This is a genomic window from Billgrantia hypersalina, from assembly GCF_052584175.1.
The window spans coordinates 1-23,591 of record NZ_JBMIQI010000017.1 but is presented as its reverse complement, the minus strand read 5'-3'; the positions used below and the strand labels follow the sequence as shown (position 1 = coordinate 23,591).

The window sequence follows — 23,591 nt, the reverse complement described above, 5'->3', positions numbered from 1 at the left end:
CGACGGACAGTCCGGTCTGGTAACATGGCGGCTCTTATTATTCGGTGCGATGGTTGGAACCAATGAGCGACGCGAACCGCGACTTCCTGATAGCCCCCTCGATCCTCTCCGCCGACTTCGCCCGGCTGGGCGAGGAAGTGGACCATGTCTTGGCCGCCGGTGCGGATATCGTCCACTTCGATGTCATGGACAACCACTACGTTCCCAACCTGACGATCGGGCCCATGGTCTGCGAAGCGCTGCGCAAGCACGGCGTCACCGCGCCCATCGATGCACACCTGATGGTCAAGCCGGTGGATCGGCTGATCGGGGACTTCATCGACGCCGGTGCCAGCTACATCACTTTCCATCCGGAGGCTTCCGAGCATATCGACCGTTCGCTGCAACTGATCCGCGACGGTGGCGGCAAGGCAGGGCTGGTATTCAATCCGGCCACGCCGCTCTCCTACCTTGACTACGTCATGGACAAGGTCGACATGATCTTGCTGATGAGCGTCAACCCCGGTTTCGGTGGGCAGGCCTTCATTCCCGGCACGCTAGACAAGCTGCGCGAGGCGCGGCGCCGCATCGATGCCTCGGGTCGCGACATTCGCCTGGAAATCGACGGCGGCGTGAAGGTCGACAACATTGCCGAGATCGCTCGTGCCGGTGCCGATACCTTCGTGGCCGGCTCGGCGGTGTTCAAGGCGGGAAATGACAGCGATCCTCACCGCTACGATAGCGTTATCCGCGACTTCCGCGAGCAGCTCGCCACGGTCAGGTTCGACGACGCGTGAATGCATCGCCTCGCCTGTGGTTCCTCTACGTGCTCGAGACGGCGGAGGGGGCGCTCTATACCGGGATTACCACCGACGTTGCCCGGCGCATGGACCAGCATGCCTCGGGGCGCGGGGCAAAGGCATTGCGGGGACGCGGGCCGTTCGTGCTTAGGCATCACGAGCCGGTGGGCAGCCACGGCGATGCCCTCAGACTCGAGGCCGAGGTCAAGCGCCTCACGGCCGCACGCAAGCGGATATGGATGAGCGACCGGCAGAACAGCAAGGAAGCGACATGCATCCCATCCTGAACGACATTCGTCTGATCAGCTTCGACCTCGACGGTACGCTGGTCGACTCGGTCCCCGACCTGGCGGCGGCCATCGATGCCAGCCTGGACCAGCTCGGGTTGCCACCGGCAGGTGAAGCGCGAGTGCGCGACTGGGTCGGCAACGGCTCGAAGAAGCTCGTGGAGCGGGCGTTGACTTTTTCCTTGGGAAAGGCGCCCGGCGAGGAGCGTCTGGCTCGCACCCACGAGGCCTTTCTGGAACACTACGGGCGCGATCCCGGTGCCCGCACGTGCCTCTATCCCGGCGTGCGCGAAGCGCTGGATAGGCTGCAGGCAGGCGGCTGGATCCTGACGCTGGTAACCAACAAGCCATTCGCGTTTATTCAGCCGATCCTCTCGCAGTTCGGGCTCGAGCGGCATTTCGCCTACTGCCTTGGCGGTGACAGCCTGCCGCAGAAGAAACCCGACCCGGCCCCGCTGCTGCACCTGGCCGCGCATTTCGGCCTGCCGCCGTCGGCCTGCCTGATGGTGGGCGATTCCCGCCACGACGTGGCGGCAGGGCGCGCCGCCGGTTTTCGCACCCTGGCGGTGCCCTATGGCTACAACCACGGTGAACCGGTACGCGACAGCGGGCCCGATGCGCTGGTGGATTCATTGGCGGAACTAGTCACTGCCCTACCATCGAGGAACCGGACATGATGACTCTTGAACGTTTCCATGCACTGGCCGAGGCCGGCTATAACCGCATACCGGTCACCCGCGAGGTGCTGGCCGACCTGGACACGCCGCTGTCGACCTATCTCAAACTGGCCGACGAGCCTTGGACCTTCCTGCTCGAGTCGGTGCAGGGGGGGGAGAAGTGGGGACGTTACTCGATCATCGGCCTGCCGAGCCATGAGCGGATCGAAGTGCGCGGCCAAGCCGTCAGCCACTTCCTGCATGGCGAATGCCGGGAACGCATCGAAGTGGAGGATCCCCTGGCATGGATCGAGCGCTTCCAGGCGCGTTTCAATGTGCCCAGGCTCGACGACCAGCCACGCTTCGATGGTGGCCTGGTCGGCTATTTCGGCTATGACACCATCCGCTACATCGAGCCGCGTCTCAGAGGCATCGAGAAGCCCGATCCGCTCGGCGTGCCTGATATCCTGCTGATGGTCTGCGATGACCTGGTGGTGTTCGACAACCTGTCGGGGCGTCTGACCCTGTGGACCCACGTCGACCCCGCCGGCCACGACGCCTATGCCATGGCAGTGACGCGCCTCGAGGGGCTGGAGCGGCGCCTGCGCAGCGCCGTCGTGCATGCCGCAAGCCCCGGCACGGGACGCAGCGCGGTGGAGGAGGGCCATTTCACCTCAGGCTTCACCGAAGAGGGCTTCAAGGCGGCGGTAGGCAAGATCAAGGAGTACGTGCTGGCCGGCGATGTGATGCAGTGCGTGCCGTCCCAGCGCATGTCGATCCCCTACCGGGCCTCTCCTCTCGATCTCTATCGCGCGCTGCGTAGCCTCAACCCTTCGCCCTACATGTTCTTCTTCAATCTGGACGACCATCATGTGGTGGGTTCATCTCCCGAGATTCTCACTCGGCTAGAAGATGGCGCGGTGACGGTGAGGCCGATCGCCGGCACTCGCGTGCGTGGCAAGACCGAGGAAGAGGACCGTGCGCTTGAAGCCGACCTGCTTGCCGACCCCAAGGAGATCGCCGAGCACCTCATGCTGATCGACCTGGGGCGCAACGATGTGGGGCGCATCAGTGAGACGGGCTCGGTGCAGGTGACCGACCGGATGGCCGTCGAGCGCTACTCCCATGTCATGCATATCGTCTCCAACGTCACCGGACGGCTCAAGCCGGGCCTCACCGCCATGGACGTGCTGCGCGCCACCTTCCCGGCGGGCACGCTCTCCGGGGCGCCCAAGATCCGGGCGATGGAGATCATCGACGAGCTGGAGCCTGTCAAGCGTGGCATCTATTCCGGTGCCGTGGGCTATCTCTCCTGGCATGGCAACATGGACACTGCCATCGCCATACGCACGGCGGTGATCAAGGAGGGTGAGCTGCACGTGCAGGCCGGCGCAGGCGTGGTGGCCGATTCCGTTCCCGAGCTCGAATGGCAGGAGACGCTGAATAAAGGACGCGCCATTTTCCGCGCCGTGGCGATGGCCGAGCAGGGGCTGGATAACCTTTAGCACGCCAATTACATCCGCTAGCCGCCCCTGTCCTCGTTGCTGAGGGGGCAGGTCGGCTGAACTCGTCAGTGATTCGGGGTCACTCGCTGCTGGCGTCTTCCTTTCGTTCCTCTTTCTTCCGCTGCTCAGCCTCTCGTTCCTCGTCCTCTTGGCACTCCTCCTCTAGGTGCTCATCGCCTTGTGTCTCTTTCTCATCGTCTCGGACGGCCAGGGCGCTGCGTATGAGGCTGGCATTGTGGCGCATCATGGCCACGTAGTTCGAGGCGTCGCTATCGGGGTCGCCGAGGGAATCGACGTAGAGCGGGCCGGCGACGGGCGTTTCGGTATCGGCAGCGATACTGCGAACATAGCGATCCGACAGCGTGCTCTCCCAGAATAGTGCACCGGGTCGTGTCTGCTCGATCAGCTCGACGATGCGCATGACCTGCTGCGGTGAGCCTTCGGATTCGGCGTTGTTGCCCCAGACGCCGTCGTGGCGAAAGCCGTAGGCGTCGGCAAAATAGACGAGGGCCGCTTCGGTGGTGATCAAGGTCCGCTTTTCTTCGGGTATTTCGTCCAGCGTTTCCTTCAATTCCTCATGCAGCGCAGCGAGAGTCTCCTTGGCGGCAGCGGCTCGCGCCCGGAACTCGTCGGCTGCTTCGGGGTGGAGCTCGGCCAGTTGTTCGGCAATCACCTCGAGATACGCCGCTACGGCACGCGGGTCCATCCACAAGTGAGGATCGGGTTCGCCGGTGTATTCACCGGTGACGATCGGGTGTGTCGGATACTCCGACACTTCTGCGACGGGTACCAGCGGTGCTCGGTTACCCACGGTGGCGTGAACCTGACGCATCCATTGCTCGAGCTGGTAGCCGTTGTAGAGCACCAGGTCGGCGTCCTCCAGCGCGATGAAGTTGTTCGGCGTCAGCTCCCACTCGTGCACTTCGGCGTCGACCGGAGTCAGCACCACCAGCTCGATATCGTTACCGCCCACCTGATGAACGAGATCGCCGAGGATCGAGAAGCTGGCGACCACCTTGGGGTTGGCTGCTGCTACCTCAACGCTGCCTGCCATGGCGGCGAAAGGTAGAGCCAGCCACAAACCGGCACGGCGGTGTGAGCGCATCGTCAATCTCCTTTTTGCGGTAGCGCATGCCCGATGATAGAGATTAGGGGGTACCCTGGCCAGCCGTGATCGCTATCGCCAGTCATGTCGTCTCCCCGTGCCCTGTGATGCGGCAGGGTCTATCGTGCGTTGACATCCTGGCCGCCACGACGGCACTATGACACGATGAATGCCAACGCCTACATGCCAAGTTCGATCCAGTGGTGGCGCTCCTGAGCGAGGGGCGGCACGCTGACGACTGAAGAAAATGCCGCCGTCAGGGCGGCTTTTTTGTGTCCGAAGCAGGCCCTGCACGGCTGGCCGGGATGACGGAAACACTGCACAGATTGAACGGGACCTTACGCCATGTCCGTGCTGATGCTGGATAACTACGACAGCTTTACTTTCAATGTGGTGCAATACCTCGGCGAGCTTGGTGCCGAGGTGGTTACCTATCGAAACGATGCCATTACGCTGGAGGAGATCGAGGCGCTGGCACCCAGTCATCTGGTGATCTCGCCGGGCCCCTGCACGCCCAACGAGGCGGGCATTTCCCTGGCCGCCATCCGCCATTTCGCCGGTCGCCTGCCCATCCTCGGGGTCTGTCTGGGACACCAGGCGATCGGCCAGGTCTATGGCGGTAAAGTGATACGTGCGCCAGAAGTGATGCATGGCAAGACCTCGCGAATTCATCACAATGGCCAGGGCGTATTCGCCGGCCTGGAAGATCCACTCGAGGTCACTCGCTACCATTCCCTGGTGGTGGAAGCCGATACCATGCCCGAGTGCCTGGAGGTCACGGCCTGGACGGGCGATAGCGACGTGACGCCCGGCCTCGTCATGGGGTTGCGTCATCGAGAGCTCGACATCGAGGGGGTGCAGTTCCATCCGGAGTCGATCCTGACTCGCCAGGGGCATGAACTGCTGGCCAATTTCCTGAAGCGTCGCTGATCCGCACGAAGAGAGAGGAGTGCCTGTCCATGCAGATGCGAGATGCCATTGCCGCGGTGATGCGCCGTGAAAACCTTGGCTTCGACGATACCCATGCGGTAATGCACCAGATCATGACCGGGGAGGCCACCGACGCCCAGATCGGGGGGCTGCTGGTCGGCCTGGCCATGAAGGGAGAGAGCGCCGAGGAGATCGGTGCCGCCGCCCAGGTGATGCGCGAATTGATGAAGCGGGTGCCTCTCGCCACCGAAAACGTGGTGGACATCGTCGGTACCGGAGGCGACGGGGCCAACCTGTTCAATGTCTCGACTGCCTCGAGCTTCGTTGCCGCCGCTGCCGGCGCTCACGTGGCCAAGCACGGCAATCGCAGCGTATCCTCCTCCTCGGGCAGCGCCGATCTCTTCGATATGGCGGGTATCCACCTGGACCTCAGACCGGAGCAGGTGGCGCGTTGCATCGAGCAGGTGGGCGTGGGCTTCATGTTCGCGCCCAATCATCACCCCGCCATGCGCTTCGCCATCGGCCCGCGGCGCGAGATGGGCGTACGCACCCTGTTCAATATCCTGGGCCCCTTGACCAATCCCGCCGGCGCGCCCAACCAGGTACTGGGGGTCTACTCCGCCGAGCTGGTGCCGCTGATGGCCGAGGTGCTGCGTCAGCTCGGCAGCCGTCATGTAATGGTCGTGCATGCCGAGGATGGCCTTGACGAGATCTCTTTGGCGGCGCCCACTCGGGTTGCCGAACTCAAGGCCGGCGAGATTCACTGCTATACCATCGCGCCGGAGGATTTCGGCATCGAACGCCAGGAGCTCGCTCCGCTCAAGGTAGTCAGCGCCGAGGATAGCCTGCGCCTGGTGAGAGAAGCGCTGGTGGGTGAAGGCCCGGCGGCCGATATCGTTTCGCTCAATGCCGGGGCGGCACTCTACTGTGCCGGTATCGCCGATACGCTGAAGGAGGGCGTGTTGATGGCTCAGGATGCCCAGGCCTCCAAGCTGCCGCTGGAAAAAATGAAGGAACTGGCTGATTTCACCCGCGTGCTGATTTCCTGAACGCGCTTTTCACGGTATTGTGGCTGCTTTTCATTCTCATTTCGACGCATGTCATGCGGGTCGGAGAGCGTGTCGAGCCGTCCTTCCTGCCTGGCGCAGAGCCGAGCTAGCCATGACGAGCGCCGATCGGTCAGGATAATCTCGCCATGGCTGCCATTACCGTTGCTGAGCGGCACGATCCCATTCTCGCCGGCCCCCACTGGCCGGTATTCTTTCGCTATGCCGTGTCCTCGGTGGCGGGGCTCCTGGCGCTGACCACAGCCAGCATCGTCGATGGCATCTTCATCGGCAATTTTGTCGGCGGCGAGGCGCTGGCCGCGCTCAACCTGCTTATCCCCTGTTTCGCCATGCTGTTCGGCCTGGCGCTGGCCTTGGCCATCGGTGGCACGGTGCGGGCCGGCAAATCACTGGGTGAAGAGGATCACGCCTCGGCTTCGGCGATCTTCAGCAAGTGCCTGGTCGCCACCTTCGTCCTGGGGCTGGCCGCCGCATTGCTGGGCGTTGCGTTGCATGAACCGCTGTACCGTCTGCTGGGCGCCTCTCCCGAACTCTTTGCACTCATGTCAGAGTATTTCCTGGTCTTCGCCTGGGTGCTGGTGGTGCAGCTGGTTACCATGGTGCTCTATTACTTCGTCCGAGTGGACGGCTTTCCGGGGCTTGCCACTGCCGCGCTGTTGGCAGGCGCCGTTACCAACATCCTGCTGGATGCCTTGCTGTTGGGTTATCTGGACTACGGTCTTCGCGGTGCTGCCCTGGCCACCGGCATCGCCCAGCTGCTCCAGCTCGCGGTCCTGCTGCGCTATTTCGCTTCCAAGCGTCGTCGCCTGCGTTTCCGCCTGCGTCAGGCTGCCTGGAGCGAGGTATTCAAGGCGGGGGGCAACGGTGTCTCCGAGTGGATTAACGAGGCTTCGGTGGGGCTGATCATGCTACTGATCAACTGGCTCCTCATCAGTCTCCATGGCGTGGCAGGCGTGGCCGCCTTCACCGTGGTCAATTATCTCATCTTCCTCAGCCTGATGGTGTTCTACGGCATCGCCGATGCCATGCACGTCCTGCTCAGCCACAACCTGGGGGCGGGTAATGCCCAGCGGATTCGCACCTTCCTGATCTGCGGTGTCGGCGTGATCCTGGGGCTGGGGGGCATGCTGGTGCTGGCGGTGTGGTTCCAGGGCGGCGCTATGGTGCGGCTCTTCCTCGATCCTGCCGCCGACCCGGCCATCGCCGGGCTCGCCGATCGCTTCCTGGTCATCCTGTGGCCGCTGTTCCTGGTCAATGGCCTCAACGTGCTGCTTTCGGTCTACCTGACCGCCATGCAGCAGCCGTTGCCCTCCGCTGCCGTGGCTCTCTCCCGCAGCCTGGTACTGCCGGCGCTGCTCCTGATGCTGATCGCCCATTTCACTCCCCATTGGCCCTTGCTGGTGGCCCTGCCACTGGCCGAATGGCTCACCTTCGGCCTGGCGCTGGCCCTCTCCGTGCGCTTCCGTCCCCAGCGGCTACTCGCGCCAAAGGGACCGGCAGTGTAAAAGTTGTAAAACCATTTACGTTTGCGGATGTTTCTCATTTAGATTGTTCCCAGAAAAACGTCATGGGATATCGTTATGGGACCTTCCGCCAGGGCCGTTGCGGAACAGGCCAGCCTGCAGGCGTTCCTGCACTGCTACCTTCGAGAGGTCGACGCGGGACGATGGAGAACCCGCAACGACGAAGCGACTGGAGCGATCGAGGCTGGCCGGGCCGAGGCACTTTGCGAGTTGGAGCTGGCCGCCCAAGAGACACGACTGGCCATTGAGGTGCTCTATCGCTCCCGCGCTGGGCGCCATCGCTTCGGTCGGATCTGGTTTTGTAGCGGCGTTCAGCAGGACTGGAACCGGCTGGAACCTTGGCAGGCCATGAGCCTGCTGGTGCGCGAGCTTTACGCCCGTCCCACCGGCATGGTGCCGGAGCTGCGCAAGGCCCGGGAACTGGAACTGTTCTACCGTCTCGCCGATAGCTATCGGGTGATGACCCGCTACGTGGCAGCGCGTCGACACGACCCTCGCCTGGATTCGGACCGCTTCATCGACAGCGAGCAAGCCCTGCTATTCGGGCATGCCGCCCATCCCACTCCCAAGAGTCGCCAGGGCCTGGCGGAATGGCAGCACGACACCTATGCCCCCGAGCTGACCGGGCGCTTCCAGCTGGCCTGTTTTGCCGTGCATCGGGATCTCGTCGAGCAGGGCTCCTGTCTCGATATCGATGCCGAGGCCATGGTGTCGGATGCACTAGGGGGCGGGGAGGGCGCACCAAACTTGCCCGCCGATCGAGTCCTGGTACCAGCCCACCCGCTGCAGGCCCAGTGGCTGCTCTCCCAGCCGGCGGTAATCGAGGCCATCGCCAAAGGGCGTATCCAGCCCCTGGGGAGTCTGGGGCCCCTGTTCACTGCGACATCCTCGGTTCGCACCCTCTATAGCGAGAAGGCGGAATGGATGTTCAAGTTCTCCATTCCGGTCAAGGTCACCAATTCATTGAGGATCAACAAGAGCCACGAGCTGCGCGCCGGCATGGTGATGGCGCGGCTGATCGAGCGTACCGGCTTCCTCGATGCCGAGCCGCACTTTCGCTTTCTGCAGGACCCGGCCTTTCTCACCGTGCGCCTGGACGGGCTTCGCGAGAGTGGCTTCGAGGTGATCCTGCGTGAGAACCCCTTCGCTCCCGGGCGAGACCGCGGCGTGATCTCGCTGGCGACCCTGACCCAGGATCCCCTGGAGGGCCGAACCTCTCGACTCCATGGTTTGATCGAGGGGCTGGCGCTCAACGAGGGCCGCAGCCTGGCTGCCGTCAGTCGCGACTGGTTCCGCCACTACCTGCACTGTGCCATCAAGCCTGCGCTGCGCCTGTACGATGATCACGGCATCGCCCTCGAGGCCCATCTGCAGAATAGCCTGCTTGACCTCGGCGCCGGCTATCCCGCCCGTTTCTACTACCGCGACAACCAGGGCTTCTATCTTTCGCAGGCGCGCCGGGCCGAGCTCGAGTCCCTGTGCCCCGAGGTGGCCGAGAGCCCGGAACTCTTCTATCGGGACGAGATGATCCGCGACCGCTTCTGCTACTACCTGGTGGCCAACCAGCTGTTCTCGGTGATTGCTCGCTTCGGTCAAGATGGCCTGCTGGAGGAGAGTTCGCTTCTGACGCTGCTGCGTCAAGCCCTGATGCGTTGGCGCGAGCGTATGCAGGGACCCGCCGGGCCCCTGCTCGACATGCTGCTGCAGACGGCAAGCCTGCCCTACAAGGGCAACCTGCTGACTCGCGTCCACGATGTGGACGAGCTGGATGCCGAGTTGGAAATGGCGGTGTATACCCGTATTCCCAACCCGCTGTTACCGGTGCCTGTCGGTGCTCATGGCACTCATCGGGAGGAGCGGGAGCCTCGCCATGATGTGGCTTGAAGTACCGGGACGGCCGGTGGCCGCCGGCCCCTTGGCCCGCTGCGAGCCGGTGGCGTCGCGTGTGATCCGCCAGCTCCTGGAAGCCCTGCTGTTCGAAAGCCTGATGCCCTATCGCGGCGATGCCTCTTCATCCGGTTGGCAGTGGTTGCGCTTCTCTCTGGGTGAACTGCAGGGGCGCTGCAAGGGGCGAGTTCGCGGCTTTGGCCGCATTCGGCTGAATGTGCAGAGCTTGTCCCTGCTACGTCATGGACGGCGGGTGTCCTGTAGCCTGGAAGACCTGGTCAACCAGTTGCCCGCACCTCGCGGGTGTCGGCTGGCCTTGCTGGAGGAGCTGGAGGCGACCGTGCGTAACGCGCGAGACTGTCCCAGGGTGACACAGCGTCGCCAGCTGGATGCGGAAGCCCTCGATGCTGCGCTCCACGAGGGGCATCCCTACCACCCGTGTTTCAAGGCCCGCCTCGGCTTCGAGGGCGACGATCCGCTGCGCTACGGGCCGGAGGCGGGGGCGACTTTCCGCCTGCACTGGTTGGCCGTGCCCCGTGAGCAGCGTCTGGCCTGCCTGCCCCAGGTGGAAGAGGCCTTCTGGCGCCAGGAACTGGGAGCGCAGACCGCCCAGGCGCTGCGCTCGAGGCTGCATGTGGCCGGAGCCGATCCGCTTCGCCATGCTGTGCTGCCGGTGCACCCCTGGCAGTGGAAGGCGCTACGTGATGGCGCCTTGGGGCCGGCCCTGGCGCGAGGCGAGGCCATCGCTCTCGGGCCGCTTGGCGACCGCTACCGGCCCAGCCAGTCGCTGCGCTCACTGTTCAACGTCAGCCGACCGGGCCAGGCCTGCATCAAGTTGCCCCTGGGTATCGGCAACACGTCCACAAGGCGTCACCTCGAGCCCCATTCGGTGCCCTCGGCGCCCGGCATCTCCCGCTGGCTGCGTGAAACCGTCGAGAGCGATCCTCGCTTCGATGGGGAGTACCCGCTGCGCCTGTTGGAGGAGTACGCCGGCCTGCTCTATACCGGACACCCCGACCATCCCGCCGCAGGCGAGGCCGTGGCCGGCGAACTGGGGGCCATCTGGCGTCGCAGTATCGCCTCCCAGCTGGCGCAGGGGGAAAGGGCGGTGCCGCTCAATGCGCTCTTCGCCGTGGAGGCGGACGGCCGTCCTTTCATCCAGCCCTGGATCGAGCGGTATGGCGTGGTGTCCTGGCTGGGGGCGGCGATCCGCCGCGTGGTTCTGCCGGTGTGGCACCTGCTGGTGGCCCATGGCATCGGCGTGGAGGCTCACGCCCAGAACGGCCTGCTGGTGGTACGTGATGGATGGCCGGTAGCGCTGTTGCTGCGCGACTTTCACGATAGCGTGGAATACGTCGAGGCCTTCCTCCCCGCGGGGGCTGCCCGGCCCGATTTCGCTGAGCGCCAGCCCCTCTACGACCAGGCCCCGGACGGGCGCTACTACCGCATGGAAAACGTCGAGGCCCTGCGCGAGCTGGTGATGGACACCCTCTTCGTCTACCACCTCAGCGAGCTGGCGCTGCTCATGGAGCGCCACTACTCCCTTCCCGAAAGCGACTTCTGGTCGCGTGTGAACGGCTGCCTGACAGCCTATGCCCGGCGGCATCCCGAGCTGGCCGAGCGATTGGGGGCACTGGATTACCGACGACCCAGGATTGCCGCCGAAGCGTTACTCACTCGCAAGCTGCACGGGCCCGGCGCCCCCGAATGCCACCACCGCGTTCCCAACGCCCTGGCGAACGCCGACTTTCCCGACCATCGAAACGACGACCGAGGTTAGCGTGACTCACTCAGCTCCCCTATTCGTGGTGGATACCACCCCTTATAACCGCGATGACATTGACCGGGCCATTGAAGACCTGTGCCGTCACCCGGCCATTGCCGCGCCGCAGGGCCGGCGTCTCGCCGTCTGTCTCAAGGACAGCTTCCAGTGGCTGGCGCTGTGCCTTCATTTGAAGGAGCAGGGGGGAAGCGTCCTGCCCATTCATCCCGCGACACCTCTCGAAGCGGCCCGGTGCCTGGCCCGCGAAACCGGCTGCGACCACCTGTTGCATGACGGCGGTGCGACGCTCGAAGCGCTGGATGCCGCGCCCGGGCACTCACCATTCCCCGGGGGGGAGCTGATCCAGCTCAGCTCAGGCACCACCGGCCAGCCCAAGACCATCGTGCGTTCCTGGGCGGCCATCGACCGGGAGCTGGAGAGTTACCTCGCGGCCTTTCCCGAGGCCGAGGGCCTTACCCCGATCGTTGCCTGCCCCGTCACACACTCCTACGGCCTGATCTGCGGGGTTCTCGCCGGCCTGCGCCGCGGCGTGGCGCCCCGGGTCGTTACCAACCTCAACCCGCGCTACATACTCGGTACCCTGCGCGATCATCCGCGCCACGTGCTGTATGCCGCCCCGACCCTGGTGAGTCTGCTGGTGCGCATGCTGCCGCAGGGGCAAGGCTTTCATACCGTGATGCTTTCCGGCGCAACCCTGCCGGCTCCGCTGCTCGAGACCCTCGATTCTCGCGCCCGGCGGGTCTGCCAGCAATATGGCTGCTCCGAAGCGGGCTGCATCGCCATCGCGGCGCGTGCCGACTCCCCCGGGCTGATGGGACGGCCCCTGGCTCACCTTCGAGTGAGCGCGGGAGAAGCCATCGATGCCCCGGAGGAGATCCGCGTCGTCGTCGAAGGGGAAGGCGAGCGCATCATTGCGACCCGCGACCTGGGCTTCGTTGACGAACAGGGCCAGCTGCATTTCCTGGCGCGGCTGGATGACACCATCAACGTGGCGGGCATCAACGTCTATCCCGGCGATGTCGAGAACGTGTTCCTGCGCCACCCGCTGGTCGAAGAGGCGGTGGCCTTCAAATGCCCCGATGCCTATGCCGGCGAGCGAGTCTGTCTGCAGTTCGTGGCCAGTGAAGCGCTGGATAGCGAGGCGCTGCGTCGTTGGTGTCGCGAGCGGCTCGCGCCGCATCAAGTGCCCATGATGCTGGAACAGGTAGAACGGATCGACAAGCTGCCCAACGGCAAGGTGAGCCGGCAGCGGTTGGTCCAGGCCTACGCCGAAGCGCAGCGTGTCCAGGCCGAGGAGGCGACACCATGACCCGCACCGAGATGCCCTTGCTGGCGGCCATTGTCGATGTGCTGAGGCGGCACCTGCCTCAGGCCGAGCTGAGCCGCTTCGCTCCCGAAGCCCGGCTCAACGAGGACCTGGCGCTGGATTCCATCATGCTGCTTCAGCTCTTCGTCCACCTCGAGCTTGAACATGGCCTGGCGGTTCCCGAGGACGCCGTGGTCGGCGATGACCTCCAGCGGGTCGAGGATCTGGTCGTCCTGCTGCAGCGCTGGCAAGAGGAGCTGGCCTCATGATCAAGGTGCACTGCTTCGTCAGCTGCGTCTGCGAAATCATCAAGCGCACCCGCGGTGTCGACCACCGACCCTTCTACTTCGGCGTGTGGGACGCCGATTTTTCGGTCAACGCGCGTCACGAACTCTCCTACCACTCCCCGAATACCCGTCACGAAGGGTTCCGCGAATGGTATCGCCTGCTTTACGGCATCCGGATCGAGGAGTGGTACGAACACGGCCAGGAAAAGGAGGCCAATATCGCCCGCTTGGTGGACTTGGTGGAGCGCCGCCCCGCGGATCGCCAGGTGATGGTGATGCTGGACATGTACCGGCTGCCGGAGCGAGAGAACAAATTCCACCAGAACCCCTTTCCTCACTTCGTGATGCTGGAAACCACTGCCGACCCGGAGATGTGGTTCATGTCGGATCCCGATTTCCGCTGGGAGGGTGAGCTGCCCAAGTCGCGCATACTCGACGCCGTTCGCTCGCCGGCCGTCGCCGGGGGCTTTTACTTCGACGGGCTGGAGATCCGTCATACCCCGCGGGATACCGTGGCCGCCTACTTCCGCCAGTGCATGAAGCGCGACGAGAACCCTTTCACCGATGCCTTGCGACGCATCCTGCGGGCACACGTCGGGCCCGAGGCTCACGAGCCACTGGCTCACCTCACTCAAGCCTTTCGCGAGATTCCGGTGATGGCGATCCGCAAGTATGCCTACGAACACGCCTTCGCCTGGTTGTTGGAAGCGCAAGGGCGCCAGGCAGAGGGCGACGCCTGGTTCGAAGGCTGGTGCGAGGAGATCGAGGTGCTGGTGAAGACCTACACCCGCATCCAGTATCGTGCCATGAAGCTGGCGATGACGCGTCACTCGGCGCTCGCTCCCGGCGTCGAGGCGTTGCTGGACGAGCAGGACGAGCGGGAACTTCGAATCAAGCGGGCCCTGCAGACATTGTTCGACGCTTGGTGGCTAGGCCAGGCAGACCAGCCACTACCCCAGGCCGCTCCCCACAAGGAAGTCATGTCATGATCCGGCTGCACCTGTGTACCATCTCTTTCCGTCATCACCTCGTCTCTCTGCCGGAACTCGCCGCCTGGTCGACCCGCACGGGTTTCGACGGTATCGAACTGTGGGGCGTGCATGCCCGCCACCTGCTCGAGCATGCCGTCGTCGATGGCGAATGGATCCGCCGCCAGGGGCTGACCATCCCCATGATCAGCGACTACCTGCCGCTGGAGGGGTCGGAAAACGAGGCCATCGCGATTACGCTGCGGCTGTGTCGCCTGGCCCGCCGGTGGGGCGCCGACAAGCTGCGCACTTTCGCCGGCCATCGTGCCAGCGCCGAGCTCTCCGCTGCCGAGCGTGGCGAATTGGCGCGACGCCTGCTTACCCTGACCCGTTGTGCGGCCGACGAAGGGCTGACGCTAGTGGTGGAGACGCATCCCAACACCCTGGCGGACAGCCTGGCGACTACCCGCGAATTGCTAGATGCGGTGGACCATCCCAACCTCGCGCTCAACTTCGATGTGCTTCACGTATGGGAATCCGGCGTCGATCCGCTGGCGGCATTGCGCGAGCTGGCTCCTCGGGTGCGTCACTTCCATTTCAAGAACATCGCCCAGCGTAGCCAGTTGTCGGTCTTCGCACCGGACAACGTCTACTCGCCATCGGGCAGCCGCCAAGGAATGGTGCCGGTTCTGGAGGGCGCCTGCGACTATTCTGCCTTGCTCGACTGGCTCAGCGAGTGCCGCGAGCCGATGGACGTCTCGCTGGAGTGGTTCGGGGCCGATTGCCATGAGGTACTGAAGCTCGACCTGCAGCGGTTGCGCTCGCGGTTGAGCCCCGCGAGCCGAAAGCTGCCCACCGCCGTGGCCTGTCGCTGAGCTGCAACCGGAGCGGGCCTGCGACGGCGGACCCGTCCCGGTAACGCCGAATGTGCGGGATGGCGAGGAAGGGGCAGCCACGAAAAGAGCATGAGATGAGAAGGGGCGCCATATGGCGCCCCTCTGCGTTCCATCACCTAGCGTTGTTCGGGTCAGAAGCGATAGGTGGCACTCAGGCGGAAATCCCGTCCCGGGTCGGGCAGACCATGGGCGATGTCGCCGGCATCGCCATAGCTGGCATGGTCGACGTGCTGCTTGTCGAAGACGTTGTTGACTCGCAGCGAAAGGGCCAGTCGATCATCGGCCAGAGGGTGCCAGTTGGCATAGAGGTCATTGACGCCGTAGCCGGCTTTCTCGGGGTAGCCTTCGGCCACGTGGGTCAGCCGCTCGGCAAAACGACCTGTCCAGCCGAGGTCGAGATCGTCGGTTGCCTGATAATTCACGTTGGCCACCCAGCTGTCCCCGATGCTGGTGCCGATCGCCATGTCGTCGTCGCTCAGCGGCTCGCCGTTGAGCTCGGGTCGAGCCCGGCTGAAGGCGAGCGAGGCGTCCAGGCGGTCCCACTCGTAGCCGATGCTGGCACGGAAGCCGCGGGATTCCAGCTCGCCGAGGTTGTCGAGCACGCCACGCTCGACCTGGCCCACGACGTCGTCGATACGCGTCTCGAAGACTTCCGCCGCCAGATGGAGGTTGCCGCTGCGATAGGTGGCGCCCAGCTCGACGTTCTCGGCGACTTCTTCCCTGCGATCTTCCGCATTGCGATAGTAATCGAGAACGTACAGTTCCTTGACCTGGGTGCCGCGAATGGCACGTGCCCAGCCGCCGTGCAGAGTGAGCTGCTCGGTCGCCTCGAAGCGCAGGCCCAGGTTGGGGCTCCAGCCGGATTCGCTGAAGGTGTTGCCGGTGAGGCGCTCATCCAGTTCGAACCAATCGTAACGCGTTCCGGCGCTGAGCCGCAGCCGGTCGGTCAGCTGATAATGATTCTGCAGGTAAAGCCCCACGACGCTGCCTTCTTCGCGTTCGGTGCCATAAAGGGGACTGTGCAGGCTGGCCTCGTCCTGGCGATAGTCGACCCCGTAGGTCAAGCTGAGAGCATCGACCTGGCTGTGGTTGCGCAGGTCACCGCCTTGGCTCTGCATGGTACCGATGTAGTCGCCATAGGGACCGGCGATATGCTCCAGCGACGCCTCGGTGTGGTAGAGCGTCAGGTCCAGGTCGAGCCAGTCATTCGTGTCGGAAGTAAAACCGTACTGACCGGTCACGGTTTCCCGTACGACTTCCTGGTCAAGGGGAGCGTTGCCCGCGCTGGGACGCCAATGGGGGCGATGCAGGCGATACGCTTCGTCCTCGCTGCGTTCATAGCTCAGGCGGACCCGCTGCTCATCAGTGAGATGGCCTACCAGTTTGGCGAACCCGGTGAACCGCTCGGAGCCCGTATAAGGCTGGGCGTTACCCTCGGCATCCTCGTAGTCGCCGTGATCGGTCTGGGTCAGCGTGGCCAGCGCGCTCCAATCATCAGTCAAACGCCCATAGAGCGAAGTGGAGGCCTTGTAGCCGTCGGTGTTGCTGAAATAACCGCCCTTGAGTAGCGCGCCGAAATTCTGCCCGGGACGCAGCAGATCCTCGGGATCCTTGGTCATGAAACGAATGGCACCGCCCAGGGCGCCGGGACCATGCGTCGCTTCCCCGGCGCCGGCCACGACATCGACCTGCTTGAGCAGTTCGGGCTCCACCGTCAGGCGACCCTGATGGTGGAACAAATAACCGGCCTGGGTGGCGCCGTCGACACTGACGTTGAGCATGGTGTCTTCCAGGCCCCGCACGTAGACCTTCTGGGCCGCCGGGGCACCGCCGCCCACGGCGACGTCGGGCGACTCGGCGAAGATGTCCTGCAAGTCTGTGGCCTGGCGGCGGTCGAGCTCGTCTGAATCCACGGTACGGTCGCTTTCGGTGGCGCGATCGGCTGTCACCTGTAGAGTGTCGAGCTGCTGGGGATCGCTCTGGGCCGAGGCCGCATGGTTGACGCTAAGAAGGGCAATGGCCAGCCACAGGGGGTTATACCGCCCAGTGCTGTTGCCGGGACGTTCGAGAATCATGGGTTTCATCTGCGCTCCATTGAGTGATAAGTGTTCTTATTTGGAGGGCATTCTTGTTTAACTCGCCGGCAAAGTGAACCGCTTTTACAATTGTTACCATCTGCCTTCATGCCAGGGTCGCGCGCGACGCGGGGAACCAGAGCGACATGCGCAGGCCACCCTCGGCACGGTTCTCGGCGCGTATCCAGCCGCCCACCGCTTCGATCTGCCGACGTGCCAGGGCGAGGCCGAGGCCGTGGCCGTCGGGGCGATCGTCACGCGCCTGGGCGGTGCGGTAGAAGGGCGTGAAGATACGCTCAAGCTGATCGGCGGCCACGCCGGGACCTTCATCGTCGATGGTGAGCCGGTAGCCTTCGCCATCCGTCCGGAGGCAGACCCGAATGTGGCCTCCCCAAGGCGTGTAGTGGCAGGCGTTGCGCATCACGTTCTCGATCGCCTGGGCCAGGGCGCGATGGCTGCTGCCGCTTATCTCCGCCTGGGCGGGAAGGTCGCTTACCAGGTGATGTGCGGGATATTCGTAGCGGACGTCATCGACGACACTGTCGAGCAGATCGGTGAGGTCGAGGCTGTCCTGATCGAGACTGGGCTGTTCATTCTCCAACCACGCCAATGTCAGGGCATCTTCCACCAGGTCGCGCATCAAGCGGCATTCGCGGCGGATGCGCGGCAGGAGCTGCGAGGTGTCGATGCCTTCCTCAACGCAGCTCACCGCCATGTCGATACGGGTCAGTGGGGTGCGAAGCTCGTGGGAAAGGTCCGCGATGAGTCGACGCTGGGTCAGGATGAGGTCGCCGGTGCGTTCGGCCATGCGGTCGAAGGTTTCTGCCAAGGCGGTAAGTTCGTCGTCGCGTGGGCCCAGCAGCGAGCGCACCCGCACCCCCAGGTTGCCTTCGCTGAAAGCACGGGTCGCCAACTCGAGCTGGCGCAGGGGCCCCATCAAGTGGCGATAGATCACGACCGCCAGCACCACCAGCACGGCGAGGGGCAACACCACCTTGAGCAGCAGCTTGACCCCAGGAAGATAGGTGCCGGGGCGCATGCGCTGGGGCAGTGTGACCAGGAAGTGGGTGCGCCCATCGGCGAAAGTGAGGTCCATGATGGGGTTCTCGGTGAAGTAGAGGTGAATCTTCCACTCCACGTTGCGACCCAGCCGGAACCCTTCCTGGAACTGGGCGGAAAGCGTGCTGCCGGCGAGGGGCTGGACATCGGAACGCACTACCGCAGCCCAGGTGTCCTCGCGGGCCTGCAACGCCTCCAGCCAGTCGGCCAGGGCCTGCTCGTCGCCGGCGTGGTATAGCTGCTCGGCAGTCGCTCCCCACTGCTTCAGGGTTTGCTGGTGATGCTCGGCGATGAAACTCATCTGCTGCTCGGACTCGGCGCCGAGGAAGGTAACCACCCAGACCAGAACCAGGGTGCCAAGCGTGAGGGGACCGCACAGCTTCCAGAAAAGTCGCCGATTCACAGGAAGCAGTACCCCTTGCCGTGTACCGTTTGCAGCCGATCGTTAGCCATCCCCGCCGCTACCAGTTTGCGGCGGACCCGGCTCAGGTGCATGTCGAGACTACGGTCGTAGCGGCTGAACTCGCGTTCGAGTACCAGCGGATAAAGGTACGGCTTGCTGAGCACTTCGCCTTGGTGAAGCACCAGCACCCAGAGCAGGCGGAACTGGATCGGGGTCAGGCCGACAGGGATGTCGTCGTGGCGAACCTCGAGGCGGGCGCGGTCGAGCGTCAGCGGACCCATTGTCAGTTCTTCCGGATCGGCCCGCTGGTCGGTGACCCCCAGCGTGCGACGTAGCAGAGCCTCGATGCGCAGCAGCAGTTCGGTGAAGCCGAACGGCTTGGGAACGTAGTCATCGGCACCGCAGCGGTAGCCCATAATGCGCTCCTCTTCCGCCCCGCAGGCAGTGAGCATCATCACCGGCGTCCGGCGCGTCTTGCGTAGCCGGTCGAGGACGGCGTATCCATCCAGTTTCGGCAGCAGGACGTCCAGCAGGATCAAGTCGAAATGCTGCCCCAGGGCGGAGAGCAGCGCCCCTTCGCCTTCATAACACTGGTGTGTCCGATAACCCTTGCCTTCCAGAAGGCCGGCAATCTGTCCATTCAGCGTTCGGTCGTCCTCGACCACCAGAATGCGTGGCCGCCGCTGTGCGACTGTGGCCATGAGTCAACCCATCCGTGTTCATGATAATCGTTATCGTATGCAGAACGAATGCGGATGGCAACTACCCTCATGTATGGTTTGGCGTGTCGTCCCGGTGATGCTCGTGATCCTGTCCGGGCAGTGCCACCAGACTCAAAAGCCGACCTTCGTGAAGGCACACTGCACCTGAGACTTCTCGACCCGCCGTCCAGCCATTGCCCAAGTCTTCCAACAGGCGCAGCCGTATGTCGCCGAGGCCACGCCAGGCCACCAGCTCTGCGGACTGGAAGTGAAACATTCGACCCACCAAGGGGTAGAGGGCCTTGAACAGGCTCTCCTTGAGCGAAAAGGTCGAGCCGACCATGAGCGCTGTTTCAGAGGAATCCAGCCGCAGCAGGCGAGATTGCTCCCCAGGGGTCAGCACTCTTCTGGCCAGCCGTCTGGCTTCCTCCGGACCCAAGTGTCGTTCGGCATCCAGGCCGATTCCTCGATAGGCTTGCCGGTGGGCAACCAGTGCGGCAGCCCAGCTCTCGCTGTGAGTGATGGCGCCCACGCAATCTCCCGGCCAGCGGGGGGAACGGTCATCGTTCATCTCAGGAGTCGCGTCGCGGCCGTCAAGCAACTCCAGCGCCCGACGTGCGCACAGGCGCCCGGCGACGTACTCCGCTCGCCGCTTGACGATCGCTCCGTGCAGGCGTGGCGGAAGGGGAACGCCTTGGCAGGCCGGGGTTGCGTCCGCGCCGAGTTCGTCGAACAGGACAGGATCGAATCGAGCAGTGACCAGGTAGGCGCCCGGGAGGGGCGTGGACCAGGGCCAGTCGGTCGCGAAGGGGCCGAGAAAGGAAGACGGGTTCATGGGGGAATTCTGGCACGGGCCGGCACATCGGCGCCATGCTGGGCGATGGAGGCAGTAATGCGACTCTGGCTTTCCATGTCGAACCGGGGCTAGGTAAGATGGGGCGCTTACCGGCTTATCCGCGGCCCGCGCCGCCCGTACCGAGACAGTATCATGAGCCCAACTCAGGACGTCCCGACCATTCTGAACCGTATCCTTGTGCGAAAGAACGAGGAGGTGGCAGAGCGCAGCCGCGTCGTATCCGAAGCCGAGCTGCTCGAGCAGGCTCGGCGGCAGAGCGACCCGCGCGGTTTCATCGCGGCCCTCGATCGGCGCATTGCCGAAGGCGATCCGGCTGTGATTGCCGAAATCAAGAAAGCGTCTCCTTCCCGGGGTGTGATCCGCGAGGACTTTCGTCCTGCCGAGATCGCGGTCGACTATGCCGCTGGCGGTGCCGCCTGCCTCTCGGTACTGACCGATGCCGATTTCTTCCAGGGCCACGAGGATTTTCTCGTCGAGTCACGCGAGGCGTGCGAGCTGCCGGTGATTCGCAAGGACTTCATCGTTCATGGCTACCAGGTCAGCGAGGCGCGTGCCATCGGCGCCGACTGCATCCTGCTGATCGTCGCCGCGCTGGACGATGCGCAAATGGCCGATCTCTACCAGCAGGCAACGGCGCTGGGCATGGACGTACTGGTCGAAGTGCACGATGCTCTGGAGCTTGAGCGCGCGCTCAAGCTGGGTATCGGCCTGGTGGGTATCAACAATCGCAACCTGCACACTTTCGAGACGCGGCTGGAAACCACCCTGGAGCTTTTGCCACGCATCCCCGCCGGCGTTACCGTCGTGACGGAATCGGGCATCCACACCCGTAGCGACGTGCTGCGCATGCGCGAGCACGACGTGCACGGTTTCCTGGTCGGCGAGGCGTTCATGCGCGAAGCCGAGCCGGGCGAGGCGCTACGGCGGTTGTTTTACTGACGATCTCTGACAGATCGGGAACGCTGCCGGGCAACGTGAGGTGGCCTGCGGCGTCCATAGCAAGCGCCTTGTCGGACTAATCACGTTCGAAGTGGGCGAGATAGTGGGCCAGGGCGTCGATCTCATCGTCATCGACGTTGCGGAGAACCTCGACCATGGTGGTGTCCGGCCCGCCGCGTGTTCGTTCCCGGTAGGCGCGCATGGTCAGGGCCAGATAGTCCTCCCGCTGGTGGGCAAGGCGCGGCATCTGTTCCTGGCCCGAGAAGTCGCTGCGGTGACAGCTGGCGCAGCGATGCTCGCGGGCGATTTCGCGACCCCGCTCCATCAATTCCTCGTTCGGCTCCCCGTCGGGTGGTGCCGGGGGTTGCGCGGCGTAGTGCTCGGCGAGCGCCTGGATCTCCTCATCGGAGAGCCCCTGAGCCTGGGGTGTCATGATCTCGTTGCGTCTCAGGCGCTCGCGAAAGTAGATCAGCTGGTTGGTGAGAGCGAGCGCGGGTTGTCCGGCCAAAGAAGGAACGCCTTTCTCGGCGGCATTGCCGTCTTCGCCATGGCAGCTCCCGCATACCTGGATCTGTTCTTCCATCGACAGGCCCGCTGCCGGCCCATCCTGCGCCCAGGTTGGCAGGGCCAGCAGCCCGCCCCAGGCCAAAGCAATAACGAGGGCGCGCCGCCAAGGCGGCGCGCAAGCGTGGCGGAGCATCGCTCACTCCATGTATTCGGGGGGCTCGTAGCTGATGCGATAGATTGCGCCATTCTGCTCGTCGGAAACGAGCAGGGCGCCATCGGGCATCTCCAGTACATCCACCGGTCTCCCCGAGAAGGTGTTCTCGCGCGGATCAAGGAGGCCCACCATGAAGGGCGAGAGGTCGGCGTGGGTCCCATCCTCGGAGAGTTTCGCCACCAGCACGTCGTAACCCACGCTCAGGGTACGATTCCAGGAACCGCGACGGGCGATGAAAATCGCGTCGCGATACTCCTCGGGAAACAATTCCCCGGTATAGAAGCGCATCCCCAACGGGGCACTGTGGGGATCTGTCACCGCGGCGGGCAGCGCCTTGTCATCGCAGGAGGCGGTGTCGCCGAACTCGGGGTCGACGAAGCCGACGCTATGACAGACGGGGAAACCAAAGTGTTCACCAGGCTCGTCCAGCCGGTTGAGCTCGTCGCCGGGACCGTGTTCGCCGATCCAGTCCTGATTGTTGTCGGTGAACCACAACTCGCCGGTTTCGGGATGGAAGTCGAAGCCCACCGTGTTGCGCACACCGCGAGCCTCGATGCGCATGTCGCTGCCATCCGGCGCGAAACTATGGATGGTGGCATGGGTGTCGGGATCAACCTCGCAGCCGTTGCAGGGTGCCCCGACAGGAACATACAGCCGTCCGTCCGGACCGAAGGCCAGGAACTTCCAACCATGATGCTCGTCGTCAGGCAGGCCAAAGGCGTCGGTCAATTCCTCGGGGTCGGGGATGTCTTCGCCGTTGGCCAGGTGTGATTCGATATCGTCGTAGCGGAAGATTCGGTTGATGGCCGCCACGTAGAGGCTGCCCTCGTGGAAAGCGACCCCGTTGGGCTGGGTCAAGCCCTCGGCAACGATAACGTGTTCGCGCTCGTCGCCGTTGTCGCGTACCGCGTAGACCCGTCCGATACCGCGGGTGCCGATGAACAACGTGCCTTCATCGCCAAGCGCCATCATGCGTGCCCCCGGCATACCGTGCGCCCATAGCTCGGCGCTGAAGCCGTCGGGCATGCGCAGGTGGTCGAGCGGAATGTCCTCCTCCGGCGTGACCGTCAATGGGGTGGCATGAGGCGAGAGGGGAGAGTCGGCCATGCCGGACGATCGGCCCTGTGCCCAGGCGGGTTCATGCTCGTCGCCCAGCGCCGTGAGAGAGGAGGCACCGATCAGGCCAGAGGCGGTAACGGTCAGGACGAAGCGCTGCAGGAAAGCGGGAGACATGGTTGACTCCTTGTTCTTGTTCGCGTTCTTGTTCGCCGCTGGTGTGGACCTTAACCAAGCGAGGCGTGCCACCATCAGCCTAGGAGGACATTAGCCACGACACCGATATATTTTTCCTATCGCCTGATATAGCAGGCACCTTTCAAAGAGGAGACTTATCTATCCCGCCTGCTTACTGTCCATATGGCGTGGTTCGGGTGAGCCGCGTCTCAACGGTTGAAGAGCCACAATAACCCGCTGATGAGCAGGCTCAGCAGTATCATGGTGGTGATGGGGAAGTAGAAAGCGAAATTCTCGCGGCGAATGGCGATGTCCCCCGGCAGTTGACCGAAGGGCAACTTGGACAACCACGGCCAGAGCAGGCCGATGGCGACGATGCACAAGCCGATGACAATCAGGGTGCGAGACATTTGCCTCCTCTCTTCCGGGTTTTCGTTACCACGCCGCTTCTGTCCCGAAAGGCCGGCGGCATGGCCGCCGGCCCCTTTTCACCAGCTTAGCCGGCGTAGCTGCGTCAGCAGCCCCTCGAGCGGGTGGGGCAGCGCCTGGCCGGAGAGCCGCCCAGCCTGGCTGCGGCAGGAGTAGCCGGTCGCCAGCAGGCGGCCGCGGTTGGCCGCGTCCTCCA

At 64.1% G+C, this 23,591-nt stretch carries 22 protein-coding genes; 14 read left to right on the top strand and 8 right to left on the bottom strand.

The window, feature by feature from the left end:
* Positions 1 to 62 precede the first annotated feature (62 nt).
* From rpe to trpE, 4 genes are read left to right on the top strand one after another with little or no spacing between them, the layout of a single operon-like run.
* The gene (gene rpe, locus ACOJCM_RS13120; RefSeq protein ID WP_445212506.1) at positions 63 to 776 is read left to right on the top strand and encodes a ribulose-phosphate 3-epimerase; all 714 of its coding nucleotides are present in this window, start codon (positions 63 to 65) and stop codon (positions 774 to 776) included.
* Positions 773 to 1,066, top strand: coding sequence for a GIY-YIG nuclease family protein (locus ACOJCM_RS13115; RefSeq protein WP_445212505.1), 294 nt, complete (start codon positions 773 to 775; stop codon positions 1,064 to 1,066). The genes rpe and ACOJCM_RS13115 overlap by 4 nt, the downstream gene beginning before the upstream one ends.
* Positions 1,051 to 1,743 carry a phosphoglycolate phosphatase gene (locus ACOJCM_RS13110; protein ID WP_445212504.1) on the top strand — a complete coding sequence of 231 codons (693 nt, stop codon included), beginning with the start codon at positions 1,051 to 1,053 and terminating at the stop codon, positions 1,741 to 1,743. Before ACOJCM_RS13115 ends, ACOJCM_RS13110 begins: the two co-directional genes overlap by 16 nt.
* Positions 1,743 to 3,227 carry an anthranilate synthase component I gene (gene trpE / locus ACOJCM_RS13105; protein ID WP_445212790.1) on the top strand — a complete coding sequence of 495 codons (1,485 nt, stop codon included), beginning with the start codon at positions 1,743 to 1,745 and terminating at the stop codon, positions 3,225 to 3,227. Before ACOJCM_RS13110 ends, trpE begins: the two co-directional genes overlap by 1 nt.
* A 79-nt stretch (positions 3,228 to 3,306) precedes the next feature.
* Here the strand turns inward: trpE and ACOJCM_RS13100 are convergent, their stop codons facing one another.
* Positions 3,307 to 4,332 (bottom strand): metal ABC transporter solute-binding protein, Zn/Mn family, encoded by a 1,026-nt coding sequence (locus tag ACOJCM_RS13100; protein ID WP_445212503.1) that lies wholly within the window; start codon positions 4,330 to 4,332, stop codon positions 3,307 to 3,309.
* A 345-nt stretch (positions 4,333 to 4,677) separates the two neighbouring features.
* On the opposite strand from ACOJCM_RS13100, the gene ACOJCM_RS13095 reads away from it, so the two are divergent.
* The 9 genes from ACOJCM_RS13095 (at position 4,678) to ACOJCM_RS13055 (ending at position 14,958) form a co-directional block, all read left to right on the top strand.
* Positions 4,678 to 5,262: an anthranilate synthase component II gene (locus tag ACOJCM_RS13095; protein ID WP_445212502.1), complete on the top strand. Its 585-nt coding sequence runs from the start codon at positions 4,678 to 4,680 to the stop codon at positions 5,260 to 5,262.
* Positions 5,263 to 5,291: 29 nt separating this feature from the next.
* Positions 5,292 to 6,311: an anthranilate phosphoribosyltransferase gene (gene trpD, locus ACOJCM_RS13090; protein WP_445212501.1), complete on the top strand. Its 1,020-nt coding sequence runs from the start codon at positions 5,292 to 5,294 to the stop codon at positions 6,309 to 6,311.
* Positions 6,312 to 6,457: 146 nt separating this feature from the next.
* Positions 6,458 to 7,834, top strand: a complete 1,377-nt coding sequence (locus ACOJCM_RS13085) for an MATE family efflux transporter (protein WP_445212500.1) — start codon at positions 6,458 to 6,460, stop codon at positions 7,832 to 7,834.
* A gap of 75 nt (positions 7,835 to 7,909) precedes the next feature.
* The gene (locus ACOJCM_RS13080; RefSeq protein ID WP_445212499.1) at positions 7,910 to 9,736 is read left to right on the top strand and encodes an IucA/IucC family protein; all 1,827 of its coding nucleotides are present in this window, start codon (positions 7,910 to 7,912) and stop codon (positions 9,734 to 9,736) included.
* A complete protein-coding gene (locus ACOJCM_RS13075; protein WP_445212498.1) occupies positions 9,723 to 11,519 on the top strand; it encodes an IucA/IucC family protein in 1,797 nt (598 codons plus the stop codon). Before ACOJCM_RS13080 ends, ACOJCM_RS13075 begins: the two co-directional genes overlap by 14 nt.
* Before the next feature lies 1 nt (position 11,520).
* Positions 11,521 to 12,831 (top strand): AMP-binding protein, encoded by a 1,311-nt coding sequence (locus ACOJCM_RS13070; protein ID WP_445212497.1) that lies wholly within the window; start codon positions 11,521 to 11,523, stop codon positions 12,829 to 12,831.
* Positions 12,828 to 13,097: a phosphopantetheine-binding protein gene (locus tag ACOJCM_RS13065; protein ID WP_445212496.1), complete on the top strand. Its 270-nt coding sequence runs from the start codon at positions 12,828 to 12,830 to the stop codon at positions 13,095 to 13,097. The genes ACOJCM_RS13070 and ACOJCM_RS13065 overlap by 4 nt, the downstream gene beginning before the upstream one ends.
* Positions 13,094 to 14,104, top strand: a complete 1,011-nt coding sequence (locus ACOJCM_RS13060; RefSeq protein WP_445212495.1) for a DUF6005 family protein — start codon at positions 13,094 to 13,096, stop codon at positions 14,102 to 14,104. The genes ACOJCM_RS13065 and ACOJCM_RS13060 overlap by 4 nt, the downstream gene beginning before the upstream one ends.
* Entirely contained in the window at positions 14,101 to 14,958 is an 858-nt protein-coding gene (locus tag ACOJCM_RS13055; protein ID WP_445212494.1) for a sugar phosphate isomerase/epimerase family protein, read from the top strand. Before ACOJCM_RS13060 ends, ACOJCM_RS13055 begins: the two co-directional genes overlap by 4 nt.
* 152 nt (positions 14,959 to 15,110) lie before the next feature.
* Here the strand turns inward: ACOJCM_RS13055 and ACOJCM_RS13050 are convergent, their stop codons facing one another.
* The 4 genes from ACOJCM_RS13050 to ACOJCM_RS13035 form a co-directional block, all read right to left on the bottom strand.
* Complete coding sequence (locus ACOJCM_RS13050) at positions 15,111 to 17,063, bottom strand: TonB-dependent receptor domain-containing protein (RefSeq protein WP_445212493.1); 1,953 nt, start codon at positions 17,061 to 17,063, stop codon at positions 15,111 to 15,113.
* Between the two features lie 97 nt (positions 17,064 to 17,160).
* Positions 17,161 to 18,516 carry a histidine kinase sensor domain-containing protein gene (locus ACOJCM_RS13045; protein ID WP_445212492.1) on the bottom strand — a complete coding sequence of 452 codons (1,356 nt, stop codon included), beginning with the start codon at positions 18,514 to 18,516 and terminating at the stop codon, positions 17,161 to 17,163.
* The gene (locus ACOJCM_RS13040; protein WP_445212491.1) at positions 18,513 to 19,217 is read right to left on the bottom strand and encodes a response regulator transcription factor; all 705 of its coding nucleotides are present in this window, start codon (positions 19,215 to 19,217) and stop codon (positions 18,513 to 18,515) included. Before ACOJCM_RS13040 ends, ACOJCM_RS13045 begins: the two co-directional genes overlap by 4 nt.
* A 67-nt stretch (positions 19,218 to 19,284) precedes the next feature.
* The gene (locus ACOJCM_RS13035) at positions 19,285 to 20,052 is read right to left on the bottom strand and encodes a 4'-phosphopantetheinyl transferase family protein (protein ID WP_445212490.1); all 768 of its coding nucleotides are present in this window, start codon (positions 20,050 to 20,052) and stop codon (positions 19,285 to 19,287) included.
* A gap of 153 nt (positions 20,053 to 20,205) precedes the next feature.
* On the opposite strand from ACOJCM_RS13035, the gene trpC reads away from it, so the two are divergent.
* Positions 20,206 to 21,012, top strand: a complete 807-nt coding sequence (trpC, locus tag ACOJCM_RS13030) for an indole-3-glycerol phosphate synthase TrpC (protein WP_445212489.1) — start codon at positions 20,206 to 20,208, stop codon at positions 21,010 to 21,012.
* 76 nt (positions 21,013 to 21,088) lie between these two features.
* Here trpC and ACOJCM_RS13025 read toward each other — a convergent pair whose 3' ends face one another.
* The 3 genes from ACOJCM_RS13025 to ACOJCM_RS13015 form a co-directional block, all read right to left on the bottom strand.
* Positions 21,089 to 21,712, bottom strand: coding sequence for a c-type cytochrome (locus tag ACOJCM_RS13025; RefSeq protein WP_445212488.1), 624 nt, complete (start codon positions 21,710 to 21,712; stop codon positions 21,089 to 21,091).
* Positions 21,713 to 21,715: 3 nt separating this feature from the next.
* Positions 21,716 to 22,966 carry a PQQ-dependent sugar dehydrogenase gene (locus ACOJCM_RS13020; RefSeq protein ID WP_445212487.1) on the bottom strand — a complete coding sequence of 417 codons (1,251 nt, stop codon included), beginning with the start codon at positions 22,964 to 22,966 and terminating at the stop codon, positions 21,716 to 21,718.
* A gap of 209 nt (positions 22,967 to 23,175) precedes the next feature.
* Complete coding sequence (locus ACOJCM_RS13015; protein ID WP_445212486.1) at positions 23,176 to 23,376, bottom strand: DUF2905 domain-containing protein; 201 nt, start codon at positions 23,374 to 23,376, stop codon at positions 23,176 to 23,178.
* Between the last annotated feature and the right edge of the window lie 215 nt (positions 23,377 to 23,591).

What these genes read in the sequence shown, in the direction of transcription:
- ACOJCM_RS13020 (WP_445212487.1), bottom strand. Translation starts at nt 22,966, where the DNA reads ATGTCTCCCGCTTTCCTGCAGCGCTTCGTCCTGACCGTTACCGCCTCT.
- ACOJCM_RS13060 (WP_445212495.1), top strand. Translation starts at nt 13,094, where the DNA reads ATGATCAAGGTGCACTGCTTCGTCAGCTGCGTCTGCGAAATCATCAAG.
- ACOJCM_RS13025 (WP_445212488.1), bottom strand. Translation starts at nt 21,712, where the DNA reads ATGCTCCGCCACGCTTGCGCGCCGCCTTGGCGGCGCGCCCTCGTTATT.
- ACOJCM_RS13080 (WP_445212499.1), top strand. Translation starts at nt 7,910, where the DNA reads ATGGGACCTTCCGCCAGGGCCGTTGCGGAACAGGCCAGCCTGCAGGCG.
- ACOJCM_RS13065 (WP_445212496.1), top strand. Translation starts at nt 12,828, where the DNA reads ATGACCCGCACCGAGATGCCCTTGCTGGCGGCCATTGTCGATGTGCTG.
- trpC (WP_445212489.1), top strand. Translation starts at nt 20,206, where the DNA reads ATGAGCCCAACTCAGGACGTCCCGACCATTCTGAACCGTATCCTTGTG.
- ACOJCM_RS13040 (WP_445212491.1), bottom strand. Translation starts at nt 19,217, where the DNA reads ATGGCCACAGTCGCACAGCGGCGGCCACGCATTCTGGTGGTCGAGGAC.
- ACOJCM_RS13015 (WP_445212486.1), bottom strand. Translation starts at nt 23,376, where the DNA reads ATGTCTCGCACCCTGATTGTCATCGGCTTGTGCATCGTCGCCATCGGC.
- ACOJCM_RS13085 (WP_445212500.1), top strand. Translation starts at nt 6,458, where the DNA reads ATGGCTGCCATTACCGTTGCTGAGCGGCACGATCCCATTCTCGCCGGC.
- rpe (WP_445212506.1), top strand. Translation starts at nt 63, where the DNA reads ATGAGCGACGCGAACCGCGACTTCCTGATAGCCCCCTCGATCCTCTCC.
- ACOJCM_RS13095 (WP_445212502.1), top strand. Translation starts at nt 4,678, where the DNA reads ATGTCCGTGCTGATGCTGGATAACTACGACAGCTTTACTTTCAATGTG.
- ACOJCM_RS13055 (WP_445212494.1), top strand. Translation starts at nt 14,101, where the DNA reads ATGATCCGGCTGCACCTGTGTACCATCTCTTTCCGTCATCACCTCGTC.
- ACOJCM_RS13035 (WP_445212490.1), bottom strand. Translation starts at nt 20,052, where the DNA reads ATGAACCCGTCTTCCTTTCTCGGCCCCTTCGCGACCGACTGGCCCTGG.
- ACOJCM_RS13050 (WP_445212493.1), bottom strand. Translation starts at nt 17,063, where the DNA reads ATGAAACCCATGATTCTCGAACGTCCCGGCAACAGCACTGGGCGGTAT.
- trpD (WP_445212501.1), top strand. Translation starts at nt 5,292, where the DNA reads ATGCAGATGCGAGATGCCATTGCCGCGGTGATGCGCCGTGAAAACCTT.
- trpE (WP_445212790.1), top strand. Translation starts at nt 1,743, where the DNA reads ATGACTCTTGAACGTTTCCATGCACTGGCCGAGGCCGGCTATAACCGC.
- ACOJCM_RS13110 (WP_445212504.1), top strand. Translation starts at nt 1,051, where the DNA reads ATGCATCCCATCCTGAACGACATTCGTCTGATCAGCTTCGACCTCGAC.
- ACOJCM_RS13100 (WP_445212503.1), bottom strand. Translation starts at nt 4,332, where the DNA reads ATGCGCTCACACCGCCGTGCCGGTTTGTGGCTGGCTCTACCTTTCGCC.
- ACOJCM_RS13075 (WP_445212498.1), top strand. Translation starts at nt 9,723, where the DNA reads ATGATGTGGCTTGAAGTACCGGGACGGCCGGTGGCCGCCGGCCCCTTG.